The sequence below is a fragment of the Paraburkholderia sp. Cpub6 genome (assembly GCF_014201065.1).
In the GTDB taxonomy this organism is placed as follows: domain Bacteria; phylum Pseudomonadota; class Gammaproteobacteria; order Burkholderiales; family Burkholderiaceae; genus Paraburkholderia; species Paraburkholderia tuberum.
This window is the reverse complement of sequence record NZ_JACHDM010000050.1, coordinates 1-15,883: the sequence shown is the minus strand read 5'-3', so window position 1 is coordinate 15,883 and position 15,883 is coordinate 1. Positions and strand designations below refer to the sequence as shown.

General features: G+C 61.9%; 12 protein-coding genes and 6 pseudogenes. 10 read left to right on the top strand and 8 right to left on the bottom strand.

Features of this window, described 5'->3' with window-relative positions:
- The coding region (locus HDG33_RS35660; RefSeq protein ID WP_184040792.1) for a transposase at positions 1-250 on the bottom strand (250 nt) is incomplete at its 3' end.
- A 652-nt stretch (positions 251-902) separates the two neighbouring features.
- Here HDG33_RS35660 and HDG33_RS35655 point away from each other — a divergent pair.
- From HDG33_RS35655 to HDG33_RS35645, 3 genes and pseudogenes are all read left to right on the top strand, one after another.
- Complete coding sequence (locus HDG33_RS35655; RefSeq protein WP_184040789.1) at positions 903-2,222, top strand: autotransporter strand-loop-strand O-heptosyltransferase; 1,320 nt, start codon at positions 903-905, stop codon at positions 2,220-2,222.
- A 47-nt stretch (positions 2,223-2,269) separates the two neighbouring features.
- A complete protein-coding gene (locus HDG33_RS35650) occupies positions 2,270-6,661 on the top strand; it encodes an AIDA repeat-containing protein (RefSeq protein WP_184040786.1) in 4,392 nt (1,463 codons plus the stop codon).
- 168 nt (positions 6,662-6,829) lie between these two features.
- Positions 6,830-7,139 (top strand): annotated as a pseudogene (locus HDG33_RS35645) (FAD-binding protein); the annotation flags it as partial.
- On the opposite strand, the gene tnpB reads toward HDG33_RS35645, so the two are convergent.
- From tnpB to HDG33_RS35615, 6 genes and pseudogenes are all read right to left on the bottom strand, one after another.
- A complete protein-coding gene (gene tnpB, locus HDG33_RS35640; protein WP_184040767.1) occupies positions 7,136-7,594 on the bottom strand; it encodes an IS66 family insertion sequence element accessory protein TnpB in 459 nt (152 codons plus the stop codon). The pseudogene HDG33_RS35645 and the gene tnpB overlap by 4 nt on opposite strands.
- Complete coding sequence (gene tnpA / locus HDG33_RS35635) at positions 7,594-8,052, bottom strand: IS66-like element accessory protein TnpA (protein WP_184040764.1); 459 nt, start codon at positions 8,050-8,052, stop codon at positions 7,594-7,596. The genes tnpB and tnpA overlap by 1 nt, the downstream gene beginning before the upstream one ends.
- A 190-nt stretch (positions 8,053-8,242) precedes the next feature.
- On the bottom strand, positions 8,243-9,457 hold the full coding sequence (locus HDG33_RS35630; protein WP_184040762.1) for a GNAT family N-acetyltransferase: 1,215 nt from the start codon (positions 9,455-9,457) through the stop codon (positions 8,243-8,245).
- A gap of 380 nt (positions 9,458-9,837) precedes the next feature.
- The gene (locus tag HDG33_RS35625) at positions 9,838-10,260 is read right to left on the bottom strand and encodes a DUF4148 domain-containing protein (protein WP_184040759.1); all 423 of its coding nucleotides are present in this window, start codon (positions 10,258-10,260) and stop codon (positions 9,838-9,840) included.
- Positions 10,261-10,481: 221 nt separating this feature from the next.
- Positions 10,482-10,702 (bottom strand): annotated as a pseudogene (locus HDG33_RS35620) (HigA family addiction module antitoxin); the annotation flags it as partial.
- 53 nt (positions 10,703-10,755) lie between these two features.
- The gene (locus HDG33_RS35615; protein WP_184040756.1) at positions 10,756-10,989 is read right to left on the bottom strand and encodes a type II toxin-antitoxin system RelE/ParE family toxin; all 234 of its coding nucleotides are present in this window, start codon (positions 10,987-10,989) and stop codon (positions 10,756-10,758) included.
- Between the two features lie 443 nt (positions 10,990-11,432).
- Here HDG33_RS35615 and HDG33_RS35610 point away from each other — a divergent pair, with 443 nt between their 5' ends.
- The 3 genes and pseudogenes from HDG33_RS35610 to HDG33_RS35600 form a co-directional block, all read left to right on the top strand.
- A complete protein-coding gene (locus HDG33_RS35610; RefSeq protein ID WP_184040753.1) occupies positions 11,433-11,963 on the top strand; it encodes a cytochrome b in 531 nt (176 codons plus the stop codon).
- A gap of 28 nt (positions 11,964-11,991) precedes the next feature.
- Positions 11,992-12,185, top strand: a pseudogene (locus HDG33_RS38535) (DDE-type integrase/transposase/recombinase); the annotation flags it as partial.
- 89 nt (positions 12,186-12,274) lie between these two features.
- A pseudogene (locus tag HDG33_RS35600) lies at positions 12,275-12,419 on the top strand (IS110 family transposase); the annotation flags it as partial.
- Here HDG33_RS35600 and HDG33_RS38530 read toward each other — a convergent pair.
- A pseudogene (locus tag HDG33_RS38530) lies at positions 12,413-12,622 on the bottom strand (IS6 family transposase); the annotation flags it as partial. The pseudogenes HDG33_RS35600 and HDG33_RS38530 overlap by 7 nt on opposite strands.
- Before the next feature lie 44 nt (positions 12,623-12,666).
- Here HDG33_RS38530 and HDG33_RS35590 point away from each other — a divergent pair.
- The 4 genes and pseudogenes from HDG33_RS35590 to HDG33_RS35575 all read left to right on the top strand — a co-directional run.
- A pseudogene (locus HDG33_RS35590) lies at positions 12,667-12,864 on the top strand (hydroxymethylglutaryl-CoA lyase); the annotation flags it as partial.
- A gap of 153 nt (positions 12,865-13,017) precedes the next feature.
- Positions 13,018-14,448, top strand: a complete 1,431-nt coding sequence (locus HDG33_RS35585; RefSeq protein ID WP_184040750.1) for a cytochrome ubiquinol oxidase subunit I — start codon at positions 13,018-13,020, stop codon at positions 14,446-14,448.
- 11 nt (positions 14,449-14,459) lie between these two features.
- Positions 14,460-15,467 (top strand): cytochrome d ubiquinol oxidase subunit II, encoded by a 1,008-nt coding sequence (cydB, locus tag HDG33_RS35580; protein WP_184040747.1) that lies wholly within the window; start codon positions 14,460-14,462, stop codon positions 15,465-15,467.
- 10 nt (positions 15,468-15,477) lie between these two features.
- Positions 15,478-15,642: a DUF2474 domain-containing protein gene (locus tag HDG33_RS35575; protein WP_184040744.1), complete on the top strand. Its 165-nt coding sequence runs from the start codon at positions 15,478-15,480 to the stop codon at positions 15,640-15,642.
- Positions 15,643-15,883: the final 241 nt, after the last annotated feature.

The following is a 15,883-nucleotide window of genomic DNA, read 5'->3' as shown; positions in this document are numbered from 1 at the left end:
AGAGGATGTCGCGCTCCATCTTCAGTTGCCGGACTTCACGACGCAACCGAGTGAGCTCCTGCCGTTCGGCTGTGGTCAGACCGTCATGCCGCACACCTGTGTCGCGATCAGCCTGCGCCACCCAGTTGTAGATGGTCTGTGCAGTCGGCTCGAACTCCTTTTCCAGTTCCTCCGGCCTGCGTCCGGCCTTCACCAGCCCGACCATTTGTGCCCGAAATTCCGCCGGGTACGGGGTACGATGCTTGCCCATAATCGGCACCTCCTTCTCCAAAGGATAGATGTCCGTTTTTCTGGGTCAACTTCAAGATCGAGGACTGACCCGGATGTCACCGCGCGGCCATGAAGTGACATTGAAGCTCTTTCGCCGAATGGCACTAGACACACAGCTAAACGGACACAGCGCGCCGACCGACATCGCGCGTCGGCTAACATTGGCCCTGGTCACAGCAGATGTGAAAAGAAGATCCTGCTCGGAACAGCGCACGAGTCGCCCGAGGTCCTCGCGGCCCGCGTCCGCGTGTGTAAACGCCTGCGCGGCGAGGAGGCCTATGAACGCGTGCTGCACGTCAGAAGCGTTCGTCTGTGCGATACGCCAGCATTTGGCCCGATCCGGCATCGATCCGTTTTTGAAGTTGACCGTCATATTTACACGAAGCTACCGGAACGGTCATTCGAATGGCCATTCGCACGAAGATGCGCGCGGACTTCGGACTTCTGTTTTTTCATCAGCGTGTCACTCTCCACGAGTAGTGCAATCCGCAATGCAGATACCCGCTGGTGACCGCTGCCGCCACACCCCCTATAATTAGCGGCTTAAAAAACGCTTTGACCGCTTACCTGCACGCGGGTGTTTCAGTCTCGCGCGCGCCGGCTGTTGCGGGCGCAGTTTTCGGGGAATAACAATGGCATTGGAACACCAGTCGGGGCAAGCGGCGTCGGAGAGGGGCGGCAGTGCGCCCGCCAGCGTGAGCAGCTCACCTGCAGCAGAAAACGCGGCAGCCGACGCAGCCGCGTCTGCGCCCGCAGAAGTGCAGTCATCGTCGACCAGCATCACGTTTCGGTTGCCTGCGGCGCAGCCTACGCAGTGCGCCGCGCATGGCGTCCGCTTCGATTTCAACGACGGCGCGCGCGTGGTGCTGCCAGCGAGCGACATGGGCTCATGGACGGTACGCCTTTCCGACACCGCCACCGGTAATCTGCTGTTCGAGACCACCTTCGCAGCGGGCTCCGTCGCGAGCAGCAAAAAATACTTCGTGCCGTTCTCGATCGAGGTCGACAGCGGAGGCAAGCGGGTTTTCGAGCATCGTTTCGATGCGCGCGGGCGTGATGTGCTGATCGAGTTTCCGGTCGGCACGCTCGGCGACATCATCGGCTGGTTTCCGTATGCGGTGAAGTTTCAGCGCGAGCATGGCTGCCGCCTGACCTGTTCGATGGGGCCGCTCGTGATCCCGCTGTTTCACGCGTGCTATCCCGAGATTGAATTCATCACGCCCGATGAAGTCGAGCCCGAGCGTTTCTATGCGACTTACCGGATTGGACTCTTTTTCGGCGATCAGGCGTTCGTGCACCAGCCGACTGACTTTCAGCTGGTGGGCCTGCATCGCACGGCCGCGTACATCCTCGGCGTCGATCCGGCCGAAACGCCGCCGCAGATCGACGTCCCCGACGACGGACGCCCAATTGCGGAACGCTATGTCTGCGTAGCGGTACAGAGTTCGACGCAGGCGAAATACTGGAACCATCCGCACGGATGGCGGGAGATCGTCCGGTTTCTGAAGGAGCATGGCTACCGTGTCGTGTGCATCGACCAGAAAGCGACGCACGGCACCGGCCTTGTGTGGAATCACCTGCCGCACGGGGTCGAAGACGAAACCGGGGACCGTCCTCTCGCGGAGCGCGCGCACTGGCTCAAGCACGCCGATTTTTTCATCGGCTTGTCGAGCGGGCTGTCGTGGCTTGCATGGGCCGTCGGCACGCCGGTCGTGATGATCAGCGGCTTCACGCATCCGCTCAACGAATTCGCGACGCCGTATCGCATCATCAATTTCCACACCTGCAACAGCTGCTGGAACGACGTGCGCGCGCGTTTCGATCACAAGGATTTTTTATGGTGTCCGCGTCATGCGGGCACGCCGCGCCAGTTCGAATGCACGCGGCTCATCACCACCGAGCAGGTCAGGCAGACGATCCGGCGCATACCGGGGTTCGGTAAGCAGACCTGAAGTCGCGGAATAACGAAGAAGTAAACAACATAAAAAGAAGGGGAAAAATGAGACCGTTGACTTGCCGACGCATATTCGGCATGCGTCGTTTCGGGTTACGAAAGGTCCGTGCATCTCGGCTGATCACGTGGCTGCTCGGCTCGCTGCCGGTGCCTGTCGCGCAGTTCGCGTTGATGGTGACGCCAGCGCACGCAAACGGGACCGTCGGCGCCGGGGGCTATCATGCGACGCTGCCCGATTCATGGGACGACGACACGTTCCTGTCCGGCGCGACGTTGTACGTCACGGGGGCCGGCACCAATTACGGATCCATGTTCACTTCCGGTAGCGAAGTGCTGGTTTCTTCCGGCGGCCAGGTCGTCGGCGCGAATCTCGCGAGCGGCAGCGTGGCGAGCGTCGGCACCGGCGGGAGCGCCTTTCATTTCAACGTTGCGAGCGGCGCGACGTTCACCATCGATTCGGGCGGCGCGCTGATCGCGACGACCGACGACGCGATCGTATCCGGCACGAACGCCGTCGGCACGTTCTCTATCGTCGGCGGCGTGGCGAGCGCGGTAATGGTCGAGAACGGCGGTTCGCTGACGGTCACCGCGGGCGGGAGTTCGCTGAATACGCGGGTCGGCAGCGGCGGCACGGAATACGTGCAGTCGGGCGGCGTGGCCAGCAGCGCATGGGTCAGCAGCGGCGGCATGGAAGTGGTCTCGGCCGGCGGCTCGAGCGAGCAGACCGTCGTCTACGGCGCGCAGATCGTTGCGTCGGGCGGCACCGTAGGCGATGCGTTCGTCTGGGGTGCTCAAAAGGTGCTGTCAGGCGGCTACACGAGCTATACCGAACTGAACCAGGGCGCGGTACAGACGGTGTCTTCCGGCGGCATCGCATTCCGGACAGTCGTGTTCAGCGGCGGTACGCAGAACGTGCTCGACGGCGGCTACACGAGCCGCACGCTCGTGAGCGGCGGCGCCGTCACGGTGTCGTCCGGCGGAACAGCGTACGTGACGGAGCTCGTCCACGACGGCGCGCTCACTGTAAGCTCGGGCGGCAGCGTGATCGACCCTGTCGTTGTGAGCAACAGCCAGATCATCATGGCGTCGGGCGCCAGCCTGACCGCTTCGACCGGCGACGAGATCGACAGCGGCACCAACGCGTCCGGCAGTTTCTCGATTTCGGGCGGCGTCGCGTCGTCGGTGCTGCTCGAAAACGGCGGGTCGCTGAGCGTGCTGCTGGGCGGCAGTTCGGTAGACACGATTGTCGGCAGCGGCGGGCAAGAGTGCGTGTCGGCCGGCGGCGCCGCGAGCGCAACGACGGTGAACAGCGGCGGCACGCAGTCGGTGGCGGGCGGTTCGGCGCTCAATACGCAGGTCTATTCGGGCGGCGTGCAGGACGTGACTTCTGGCGCGAGCGCGTCGGGGACCGTCGTCCATGCGGGCGGCAGCGAGACCGTCAGCGCCGGCGCATCGACGTCGGACACCGTGGTGTCGGCAGGCGGCGCACAGGTCGTCGGCGACGGCGGAACAGCGGTGCAGACGTCCGTCACCAGCGGCACGCAGACCGTACTCGCCGGCGGTTCGGCGGTCGGCTCGCAACTGGGCGTGGGCGCTACCCAATACGTGTCGTCCGGCGGCACCGCGATCTCGTCCACCGTCGCGTCGGGCGGCGAACAGGACGTGCTCGCCGGCGGCTCTGCCGTCGGCACTACCGTCCACGATGGCGCCACGCAGTGGGTGTCGTCGGGCGGCACGGCGATCAGCACGGTCGTGAGCAGCGGCGGCACGCAGGACGTCGTAGCGGGCGCGACGGTCGTCGGCGCGACGATTCGTTCCGGCGGCGTGCAGAACGTGGTTTCCGGGGGCGCGGTGAGCGGTGTGCTGGTGTCCTCCGGTGCAGTGCAGACGGTGACATCGGGCTCGGCGTCCAGCTCGACGGTGATCTCGGGCGGACAGACGCAGGTCGGCGCGGCCGGGCTCGCAACCGACACGACATTGAACGGCGGACTGCTCACGGTAGGTGCGGGCGGGCAGACGAGCGGCACCGTCGTGAACAGCGCAGGCGAAGAGCGAGTGTCGTCCGGCGGCATCGCACGCTCGACGCTGGTGTACGCGAGCGGCCTGCAAACAGTGCTGGCCGGCGGATCGGCGCTGGATGCGGTCGTGAACGGCGCAGGCGAGCAGAACGTGTCGTCCGGCGGCGTGGCGTCCGGCACCGTCGTCAACGCGCGCGGCACGCAGTCGGTGTTCCCGGGCGGCGCAGCGTACGCCACCATCGTCAATAGCGGTGGCCTGCAGTCCGTCGACGGAGACGCGTACGGCACCATCGTCAACAACGGCGGCCTGCAGGAAGTTGCGCTTGGCGGCTATGCGTCGGGCACCCGCGTGAACGCAGGCGGCTTCCAGCAGGTCGACGCGGCGGGCAGCGCGGTGTCGACGACGCTCGCAGGCGGCACGCAGACGGTGCTCGCCGCCGGCTCCGCGGTGGATACGGTCGTGAACGCGGGCGGCGCACAGAACGTGTCGTCCGGCGGCGTCGCGTCGGGTACCGTGGTCAACGCAAGCGGTAAGCAGTCGGTATTCGCCGGCGGCATCGCGTATGCAACGACGGTCAACAGTGCGGGCCTGCAGTACGTCGACGGTGCTACCGAAGGCTATGCATACGACACCGTCGTGAACAGAGGCGGCACACAGGAAGTGGCGGTCGGCGGCCTCGCGTCGGGCACGCGCGTCGGCGCGGGCGGGCTGCAGCAGGTCGATGCCGCGGGCAGTGCCGTTTCGACGACGCTCGCTGGCGGCACGCAGCTCGTGCTGTCCGGCGGTTCGGCGAGCGGGACGCTCGTCACCGGTGGCGGCCTCCAGCAGATCGAAGCAGGCGGCTACGCGCAGGACACGACTGTGTCGTCGGGATCCGTGCTGGTCGACGGCACCGTCGCGAACCTTACACTGCAGACCGGCGCGAGCGTGAGCGGCAGCGGCACGGTCGCGTCTGCGCTGATGGTCGGCGGGGGCGCGACGCTCGCCGCCGCAACGCCTGGCGTCGGTCTTGCGGTGCAGGGCGACCTCAGCTTCGCACACGGCTCGACGTACAACGTGACGGTAAACGCGGCCGGGCTTTCGGGCGTGACGACCGTGGTCGGTAGTCTGCAGATCGCGGACGGCACGACGCTCGTGCTGACCGCGCAACCGGGTAGCTATTCGGCCGGCGCGCGCTACACAATCCTGACGTACACGGGCTCGGAGAGCGGCGCGTTCACGACGGTGAATGCGAACTTCGCGTATCTGAATCCTTCGTTATCGTATACGGCGGGCGCGGTCACGCTCACCTTGAACGAGAACGCGGCGTTCCGGTCTGCGGGCTTTGCGGCCGCGGCCCACACGGTGAACCAGGCACAGGTGGCCAATGCACTGACACGCATCGATGCGGCGGGCGGCAACGCGGTGACGTCTGCGCTGTTGACGGCATCCGACGCTCAGGCGGGCGCCGCGCTCACGCAGCTCGCCGGCGACGAGGCTGCCGTATTCCGCCAGGTCGCGGAGCGGCGCGTCGGGCAGGTGCAGGACATGGTCGCGCAGCGCCTCGTCGACACCTCGGCGGCAGCCGATACGCACAACCACCTGTGGGCGAGTGCGGACTACAGCCACGCGCACCAGTCGGGTGACGATGGACTCGGTGCCGGCGCGTACAGCGAGCACTCCGCACGCGTGACGGTGGGTTACGACCGCGCGGTTACGAGCACGGTGCGACTCGGCGCCGCCGTCGCGCTGAACGACGACACGATCCAGTTCAGCGGCCGCTCCGCAAATGCGCGCAGCGACGGTGCACAGGCGCTCGTGTACGGCGGCTGGCGTCCGGCGTCGGCGCCGTTTTACGTCAACGGTCTCGTCGCCGCAGGGTACTGGGACAACGACCTCACGCGTACGGCGACGGTCGGCGTGCTCGGCGGCACCGCTGACGGCACGTTCCATACATCGGCGGTGTCGGCGTATCTGGAATCCGGGCTGAGCGTCCCGTTCGCCTGGGGCAACTGGCAGCCGTATATCGGCGTGCGCGCGGGCCACTATATGCAACAGGGCTTTGCCGAGCATGGCGGCGGCGACGTCGACCTCGACTACGAGGCCGCAAAGAGCAATGCGGTGTCGTCGGTCGTGGGCTTGCGCTTTACGAGCAACGCGGGCAGCCTGTTCGGGCGCACGCTCGACTGGCGCATGGGCGTCGCGTGGGAGCATCGCTTCGGCGGCACGACGCAGGCGCTTGCGGCGACGTTCGTTAATGCACCCGATGCAACGTGGCAGGTCTTCGGCTCGCCGACAAGCCGCGACATCGCGCATGTGAGCATCGGCGCGGATTGGCGACGGACCCGGCTGTCGACGTTGTATGCGCGAGTTGCGGCCAACGCCGGCTCGAAGGAGCACGACTACGGCGTACTGGCCGGCGCACAGTGGAAGTGGTGACGCCGCTCTGCTGAACGCAACGCGTAACGCGAAACGCCGCTGCGCAAGCGGGTTTCGCGCACGACGAAAGCGCCGACGGGCTTTCGTCGTCCTTCGCGCCGGTCGCCGGTTCAGTCCATGGTGACGCCGATCTTGCCGACTTGCCACGATCATCGTGTCGGGTGACCGGGTCTGGGCAGCGGCGAGAACTACACGAAGGTGCCGGAACCGCTGGCGGCAAGCTCGGTGCGGCGCTCGGCGTCTCGCGCACAGCCGTTGATGCGGGCGTCGTGCCGAACGACGATCAGGTCGGCCAGACCGGCAAGATCGTCGCGCCGCAACTGTATGTTGCGGTCGGCATTTGAGGCGCGATTCAGCATCTGGCCGACATGAAGGACTCGAAGGTCATCGTCGCGATCCAGAAGAAGCGCCGATTTTCAGCGTCGCCGATTACGGCCTCGTTGGCGATTTGTTCACCGTGGTGCCAGAGCTTGCCTAGATACTATGGAGGGGCCGCGGAAGTAAGTCTCCTGGAGTAAAACGAGGATTCCGACACCCGTTTTCCGAGAGGAGTACGCAAATGAATGGGGAAATTACGGGCGGCATTGACAGATGGTACGACCGTACCGGATGGCGGCGTACAGCATCAATGCCGATGCCCTCCAGGAGCCAGTGCAACTGCTCGCTCGTCAGCTTGACGACGGTCTGCTGCCGGCGTGGCCATACGAAGTGGTCTTCCTCGAGGCGCCTCAACATCATCCAGAAACGGTTGCGATCGTAGAACAGCAGTTTGACCCGGTTGCGTTTGCGGTTGTGGAAGGCGAACACGGCGCGTGCAAACGGATCGAGCTGCATGGACAGCTCGAAGAGCGTCACGAGGCTGTTGATGCCGGCGCGGAAGTCGATCGGTTCGCGATGCAGGAAGACCGTCAGGTCCGCGTCGAAGCGGAACATCAACGCGCTCCCAATGCAGCAACCACGGCATTGACGATTGCCACGTCGTCTGCTGAACATTCGAGCTCAAGCTTCACGCCGTTAGGCAACTGAGCCGACAGCCGTGCCACTCGTGTTGAGCGTGGCGAAACGCAGGATGATTCTGCTCCGGTGGCGCGGTGCGACGCGGGCGCCAGCAACGCTGTTGGCTCGTCGATTGCGACAACCGGCACAAACGCTGACGATGCGACCGGCAGGTCGTGCCTGACTGGGGGCCGGCACTGTTCACGCGTCTGGACCCATTTATGCGGCTGGTTGGCGTTCACACCAGCCTTAAGGGCGAGGCCCGATAGCGAAGCGCCTGGCCGCAGACAGGCTTCGACGAGTCGTCGTTTGTCCGTTGGATCGAAGCTTCGCTTGCCGCCGGCACCAACACGCGTCACGCGTAGGGGCAAAAAGCTGAGGTCATCTTCTGTCATGGATTGCGTCCGCAAAGTGAGGTTGCGGACGCAATCGTGAGCATTCTCAACAGCGCAAGCTAGGTGTGCGAAATCGCGCGCTTACTGATGGCAGGCACATCAAAGGCCGAATGTACAGACGCATTCGAGACCTTCAAAATGCGCACCGATCTTGCTCATAGGTGGGAGTCCATGTACGGCTATATGAATCTCAAAGCTCTTCAGAGTGGTTCGTGGTTTTTTTGAAAGGAGAACATTCCGGCGCCTCTTCGTGCTGGATCAGTCGCAGCCAAGGGCTGATGGCCTGGTTTAGCAGAGGCTGGCGGTGGCGCACCCAAATCTGCATCGGCTGCGGCTGACAGCCAATGCGCGCTTTGGGTGCGAGCGCCGTTCTGCCGAAAGAGACGCGTCGGCAACGGAAATCAATTGCCTGCGTCAGTGACGCATGCAGAAGGCGCAGATAAAGCGGCACACCATTGGCGGCTGCTTCGCGATCGAAACCGATGTGCCAGACGACCGCCGTCTCCGCATCCTTGAGCGTGACAACGAAGCCATAAATATGGCTACCCTTAACTGCGACGTGGAAAGCGATACGCGCGCCGGCAGCTAGCGCTAAAGCTGGCCAGTATTCCTGATCCAGCATAAACGGGCGCAAGCTCGCATTGGTGCGGGTCTGCAGGTAAAGATCTTGCAGATGTCCGGCAACCGAGGCCACCTTCTCAAGGCGTTCGATCCGGAATCCAGCCGCATCGAACGGTTTGTAGATCTGGGACTTGACGGCATTGCGGTACTTGGAAGCAAGGCTGGCAAGATAGTCATCGTGGGTATGGACGCCTTCGGGTAGCGTCAGCACCATGTTGGGCTCGGTTTCGACGGCAGAATAGCTGAGTTTTCCGAGGCAGGCACTGGGTGCTTTGTCGGCCTCCAGAATGTCCTTAACCAAAATCACGTTGGTCTGACCATCCAGCTTTTCGCATCGGCGGGTACGATAGAGTGCCTCCGCCACGGCGGGCCACAGTTCTGCAGGAGTGCTGCCGGGCGCGAAACAAACGCCGTGCTGCCCGTAACTAAGCAGGTTGCCGCAGACAAGAATTCGCTCTTTGAGTGGCACTTTGAGTTTGCGCTTGCCTGGTTCACCAAGGTGCTCGAGGCTCACCTGGACGATTTGCATGCAGACTGTGGCCAGCGGTCCGTCGTCATCCGAGATCAAGGCGTAGCGCGGCTCGAGATTGGCCGGACCTGCCATTTCAATCATTTGCAGGTATTCAGGCGAAAAATAAAAGCTTTGCCCGGTAGTTACCGTGCGCCAATCCTCGACGTTAAGCTGTCGCAGACGATGAGCAATGGCGATTTGAAAGCCACTGGCGCGACGCAGTTTCTTGCGTAGTTGCAGGCGGGTGTTCAGTGGCTTTGGAAGTAGTTTCATCGCGAACGGGCCGAGGACGACCGGCAAACTCAATTGGATGCCACATCTTGCTTCGCTGCAATGTTATCTGAGGCGAAGCCTCCGCATCGGACACTCGAAGAATCTTACGACCGCTTTGGTCCTGCGGGTGCAGGTTTTGCGGTCTCGTCGACGCGTGCTGAGCGCAGTGATTGCAATTGCGTCGTCAGCCATACCGCGCTTGGCTGCGCCGGTGCGTCGCCACATTGAACCGTCTGGAGGGAGAGGTCCGGATAGGACACTGGCCCGCCACCTGAGGTTATCTTGATGGCGAGCCAGTTGGTGTAGATGCGGGTGCGCAGTGTTTCTGCGCACTTTTATGGCAAGACAGGCAGACGGTCGGTCAGTCGCCTGTCAGCCGGTTAGTGACCGAAGTAGACCGAGCCCGGACCGGTGCGAGCTGCCTCGCTCGTGTAGGCATGGCCGCCCGCTGCGGACGAGCCGCTTACGACGCCGCCCACTCCGGACGTGTCGCCAGCGCTTTCGATCTCAATCACGTCTTCACTGACTGCCACGACGGTCACTGGATGACTGCCGCTCACGCCGGGTGTGCCCGCGTGTTGCGCAGCAACCCTGGCTTCAGCAGCCTGGACGTCCGCCGGATATTCGCGCGGGTTCGCACGGGCCGGGTTGTAACCGGCCGCTTCGATCTCGACCAGTTGCTCACGGACTTCCGCGCGGGTCAGTGGATGGTTTGCTCCGACATTTGCTGCGGCAAAAACCGTAATCGGAGCAGCGAAGGCCATGGCAGCCACAAAGGCGGCGAGTCTAACGATGGGTCTCATGATTACTACCTCCTTGGTTTGTCGGTTGGGCGCTACAAGCTTGTGCTCGTTTTCAACCCTTAAGGCAAGTGTAAGGAAATAGTAATTAAGGGTAAACACCTATTTTGTAACTGTCTATTTCATAAAACGTAATAACCAGAATTTATCTGCGCAAAAATATTGATTGCCTGTACACGTTGAATGGCAATCCGGATTCAGGCACGGTTGAGCAGGGGCCGCCCTGCAATCCAGAGATCGGCGCACCCCCATTTCAACGCCAAGCCACGCCTCAAGGCGTGGAGCCATTTCGGGGAAATGCCGGCATGACCGTTCAGCACGCGCGACAGAGCCGCATGCGTAACACCGAGGTGGGCCGCGGCTTGGGTGACGGTCAAACCAAGCTCAGGGAGGACGTCCTCCCTGAGCGTTTCGCCCGGATGGGCGGATTGAAAATGCGAGAAATTGGGTGATTACCCAGTCGTAGTCCTGGCAGTCGACCAGGATCGCGTCAGTTCCTTAGAAAGTGAAGGTAACTCGCCAATTTCCACTGATCCAGACTGAAAAGTGGCCCTCCAGGTCCTTGTGCAATGGATACAACCTCCAGCCCGGCATATTCATATCCTGAGGTGACTGCGCCTCATCCAACCGGGCCAACTGACGTTTCAATCTGCTTGCATGGTCAGGTCTGATACCTGCCTCGCTGTCGCTAACAAAGAACGGTTCAAACCCTTGTGTCGCTGTCCCCGCCAAGACTTGATCACAGATTTCGTCAAATAATCAAGCTGGCCCCGCGAACACCGAAACAAGCTGGTTGAGGTGGCCAGGCCACCGCGAGGCCCGCAGGGACTAGGTGCGCAGCGCGACGTCGGTACGGAATCGTTCGGTTCAATATGTGTCTCGTCTTGCCCCATGTGGAACGACCCGCACACCGGTTCGGCTGAGGCACCGTCATCGAGAACTACAAGCCCCTCTCGGACTAGCATCCGAAAAGAGGCAAATATGCACCGGTGCCAACTGTCGCAGGCGCTACAGCACGCAGCCGAATTGAAGTACCACCGCCTTTCGGAATCGATACCGCTGCATTCGAATGCCAACGAACGAACTGACCGATGCACCACCCACTGTACGACTGTCGGTATTGCGCTTGGCGTAGAATCGATAGCCGGTCCACACTCGTTTCCAGCGAGGTGAGTATGTCAGTCCCGGCCCGTTACGATGGCATTTCGCGGTTTCTTCACTGGTTAATCGCTGCACTCGTCGCTGCCCAATTCTTATTAGGCTGGACCATGCCGGGCGTTCATCGCGACACGAAGCCGGTCGGCCTGATTGCCGGGCACCTGTTAGTGGGCACGGCGCTGCTCGCAGTCATGATGTGCCGTGTCGTGTGGCGTATTTCACATCGACCGCCAGACATCGAGATTGCACGGCCATTGCGCATCATCTCGTCGCTAACGCAGTTTGCGCTTTATGCCCTGCTGATCGTCGTGCCCCTGCTTGGCTGGATTAGCGCCTCTTCGCGTGGCTGGAACGTCACACTGCTCTCGGCGGCTATCCCACTGCCCGCACTATCGCCGACCGGCTCTTCCTTCGGCCACGAAATGGGCGATGTGCATGCTGTGCTGGCGTGGGTACTGTTCGCGCTGATCTGCCTGCATGTCGCAGGGGCGTTACTGCATCGGTTCGTTTTTCGCGATCAGGTCACGCAGCGGATGATTTCATGGTGATAGGCTGGGTTATAGCGCAAATAGCGATCTATATCGGGTGGTGGATCGGGACGGCCAGACGGTAGAGTTTATGCTCAGGGCAAAGCGCGATGTGGCTGCGGCAAAAGCTTTATTCATCAAGGCGATCAAACTCAGGGCCGGCCACCGGAGACGGTCGCCCTCGACGGGTATGCCGCTTCGCACCGGGCCGTGCGTGAGATGAAACTTGATGGCCTGCTGCCCGGGAGGTGTCAGGAATAATGAGATGGCCCCCTCCGCCCCACGAGCGCGGGTTACGCTTGTAGCGCGTTTTCTTTTTTGAAGAGGCCATCATGCAGAACGTGACGCTCGTTGGAATCGATGGGCAAGCATTTGTTTCACCTTCACGGTCAGGACCAGCACGGAAAGGCCGTGTTTCGTAAGAAGGTGAACCGCAAGCAGCTGGTCGAGTTCTTCGCCGCGTTTCACGCCTGCACGGCCTTGGCGCGCTGGGGGAATTCAGCGCCGAGCTTGTCGCACCAGCAACGGATTGTTTCGTACGTGACCACGACGCCGCGCTCGAGCAACAACTCCTAGATGTCGCGCAGGCTCAGGCTGAACCGGAAATACCAGCGAACCGCGCAGCTGATCACGACAGCAGGGAAGCGGTGGCCATGATAAAGCGATTTCGTTTTTTTCACCGCCTCATTCTACCGCCGCCTACCCACCAAGCTGACAGCGCCGTCTAGGGGGATGCCCGTACGCAAAGGGCGCGACGGGCAATGTTGCAACGGAGGATGTGCTTTATATGCTCAACGGGCTCGGCGTCGAGACCGGAATCGATATCGACGCGATCTTGACAGCTGGTGACTTCATCAGCCGTGCACTCGGAAAGCCGAACGGATCAAGGGTCGGGCGCGCTTTGCTCGCCAAAGCGGCGTGATAGCTGACGGTTAGCGAGAGACATTTGGGTAAGTGGGGTGACCTTGATTGGGGGCGCCTCAGAAAACCACAAAACGCCGTTGCTGTAATGGCGAATTGTTATAAGCTACCATCGCACCTGTGCACACCGATGAACCCGACCAAGGAGGTGGACATGTACAGTTCGAGCGCCCTTGTTCTTGCTCGCATGCAGTTTGCGTTCACGGTCGGTTTTCACATTATCTTTCCCGCCATTACCATCGGACTCGCGAGTTTTCTCGCGGTGCTGGAAGGGATGTGGTTAAAGAGCGGGAAGGAGGCGTACCGCGATCTCTATCACTTCTGGTCGAAAATCTTCGCGGTGAACTTCGGAATGGGCGTAGTTTCCGGAATCGTGATGGCGTACCAGTTCGGCACGAACTGGAGCCGCTTCTCGTTCTTCGCGGGCGGCATTACCGGGCCATTGCTGACCTACGAGGTCCTTACTGCTTTCTTTCTCGAAGCAGGTTTTCTCGGCGTGATGCTGTTCGGCTGGAACCGGGTCGGACGAGGGCTGCATTTTTTCTCCACGGTCATGGTGGCGATCGGCACGCTCATCTCGACGTTCTGGATTCTGGCGTCGAATAGCTGGATGCAGACTCCACAAGGCTACGAGGTCATCAACGGGCGTGCGGTACCGGTGGACTGGTTCGCGGTGATCTTCAACCCGTCGTTTCCGTTCAGGCTCGCTCATATGGCCATCGCGGCATTTCTCGCGACGGCGTTTTTCGTGGGCTCATCGGCGGCGTGGCATCTGCTGCGCGGACGCGACAACCCCGCAATATGCACGATGCTTTCAATGGCGATGTGGATGGCGCTCATCGTCGCACCGATCCAGGCCGTGGTGGGCGATGCGCACGGTCTGAACACGCTGGAACACCAGCCCGCGAAAATCGCCGCCATCGAAGGACACTGGGAGAACGTGCCGGGGCAACCGACGCCGCTCATCCTCGCCGGCTGGCCGGATATGCAGGCGGAGGTGACGCGCTTCGCGATCGAAATCCCGGTGCTGGGCAGCTTGATCCTGACACACAGTCTTCATAAGCAGGTGCCCGCGCTAAAGGAGTTTCCACCGGGCGACAGAGCGAATTCGACGGTGGTGTTCTGGAGCTTTCGAATCATGGTCGGCATGGGCCTGCTAATGATTCTCGCCGGTCTCTGGAGTCTCTGGCTGCGTGCGCGTGGGCGGCTCTATCAATCGCGCGGTTTCCTCACGCTGGTTCAGTGGATGGGTCCGGTGGGGCTGATCGCATTGATCGCGGGCTGGATCACGACCGAGATGGGCCGGCAACCGTGGGTGGTCTACGGCGTGATGCGAACGGCCGATGCATCGTCGCCGCAAAACGCCGCGCAAATGGGATTGACCCTCGTGCTGTTCGTGCTTGTCTACTTCTTCGTGTTCAGCCTCGGCATCATGTACATGATGCGATTGGTCCGCAAGGGGCCGATCACCGACGAAGGCAGGCAGCAGACGCATGGCGGAGCCGGGCAGCAGCGCACGCCGGCGCGGCCGCTGTCGGCTGCAACGGAGAGCCCGCACAACGATGGCAACGGTAGCACCCACTGAGGGACCGAGCTATGGGAATAGATCTCGTTGTGATCTGGGCTGTGATCATTGCGTTTGGGCTGATGATGTACGTAGTGATGGACGGCTTTGACCTCGGAATCGGCATTCTTTTCTCCTTTATCAAGGACAAAGAAGAGCGTGACGCGATGATGAACACGGTCGCGCCCGTCTGGGACGGCAACGAAACGTGGCTGGTGCTCGGCGGCGCGGGATTGTTCGGCGCGTTTCCGCTTGCCTATTCAGTGATCCTGAGCGCGTTGTACCTGCCGCTTATCTTCATGCTGATGGGGCTGATCTTTCGCGGCGTGGCGTTCGAGTTCCGCTTCAAGGCGCGCGATACAAAACGGCACATCTGGGACAAAGCGTTCATTTGCGGGTCGCTGGTCGCAACCTTCTCTCAAGGTGTCGTGCTTGGCGCGTTCATCGACGGCATTCCGGTAGTCGATAACGGCTATGCGGGCGGTTCGCTGGACTGGCTGCGGCCGTTTCCGCTGTTTTGCGGCATAGCGTTGATCGTCGGCTATGCGCAGCTGGGCTGCACGTGGCTCATCATGAAGACGGAAGGCCGGTTGCAGCGTCAGATGCACGATCTCGCGCGACAGCTGGCCTGGGCTTTACTGACGATGATCGTCATCATCAGCGTATGGACGCCTCTCTCGCATCCGGAGATCGCGCGCCGCTGGTTCAGCCTGCCCAATCTGCTTTTCTTCGCGCCGGTGCCTATGATGGTCATGCTCGGCTTCTTCGCGGTATTGCGCGAAATCGCGCGCGGAGCGACGGCGACGCCATTCCTGCTGACGTTGATGGTCGTGTTTCTCGCCTATAGCGGCCTGGCAATCAGCGTGTGGCCGCACATCATTCCGCCGTCGGTGACACTTTGGGACGCGGCGTCCGCGCCGCAGAGCCAGGGCTTCGCGCTCGTCGGAGCGCTGTTCATCCTGCCGTTCATCCTTGGCTATTCCGCGTGGAGCTACTACGTGTTCCGCGGCAAGGTCAAGGTGGGCGAGGGCTACCACTGAGGAGCAGAGGATGGCGCACCCCGGATCGGGAGATGGCGCAGCGCAAACGCGTTCGCCGTTATGGAAGCGCGCTGCATGGCTTTTCGTCATCTGGCTTGCAAGCGTTTCGACGGTGCTGATCGCCGCCGAGATCATCAAGTTCTGCATGGCGGCGGCGGGTTTGAAAACGCACTGATCCGTTATACGCGTCCCTACATGATCGTCGCAGCAAACGCTGCGTGTTGGCGGGAGCGGACATCTCGTCGAAGCGAGCCCGACCGTGGGCCAGATCGTTGACACCCATTAGACAGTATGACTCCCGTGAGGCAAAGGCTGGCCCGTCGTGAGGAATCAAACGCGGGTTAGCATTGCTGCCAGAGCCGCACGGTGTGGACAGGGCCACACCCGGCGATTTCCGACACGGAGGCCAGCATGGA

What these genes read in the sequence shown, in the direction of transcription:
- HDG33_RS35655 (WP_184040789.1), top strand. Translation starts at nt 903, where the DNA reads ATGGCATTGGAACACCAGTCGGGGCAAGCGGCGTCGGAGAGGGGCGGC.
- HDG33_RS35650 (WP_184040786.1), top strand. Translation starts at nt 2,270, where the DNA reads ATGAGACCGTTGACTTGCCGACGCATATTCGGCATGCGTCGTTTCGGG.
- tnpB (WP_184040767.1), bottom strand. Translation starts at nt 7,594, where the DNA reads ATGTTCCGCTTCGACGCGGACCTGACGGTCTTCCTGCATCGCGAACCG.
- tnpA (WP_184040764.1), bottom strand. Translation starts at nt 8,052, where the DNA reads ATGACAGAAGATGACCTCAGCTTTTTGCCCCTACGCGTGACGCGTGTT.
- HDG33_RS35630 (WP_184040762.1), bottom strand. Translation starts at nt 9,457, where the DNA reads ATGAAACTACTTCCAAAGCCACTGAACACCCGCCTGCAACTACGCAAG.
- HDG33_RS35625 (WP_184040759.1), bottom strand. Translation starts at nt 10,260, where the DNA reads ATGAGACCCATCGTTAGACTCGCCGCCTTTGTGGCTGCCATGGCCTTC.
- HDG33_RS35610 (WP_184040753.1), top strand. Translation starts at nt 11,433, where the DNA reads ATGTCAGTCCCGGCCCGTTACGATGGCATTTCGCGGTTTCTTCACTGG.
- HDG33_RS35585 (WP_184040750.1), top strand. Translation starts at nt 13,018, where the DNA reads ATGTACAGTTCGAGCGCCCTTGTTCTTGCTCGCATGCAGTTTGCGTTC.
- cydB (WP_184040747.1), top strand. Translation starts at nt 14,460, where the DNA reads ATGGGAATAGATCTCGTTGTGATCTGGGCTGTGATCATTGCGTTTGGG.
- HDG33_RS35575 (WP_184040744.1), top strand. Translation starts at nt 15,478, where the DNA reads ATGGCGCACCCCGGATCGGGAGATGGCGCAGCGCAAACGCGTTCGCCG.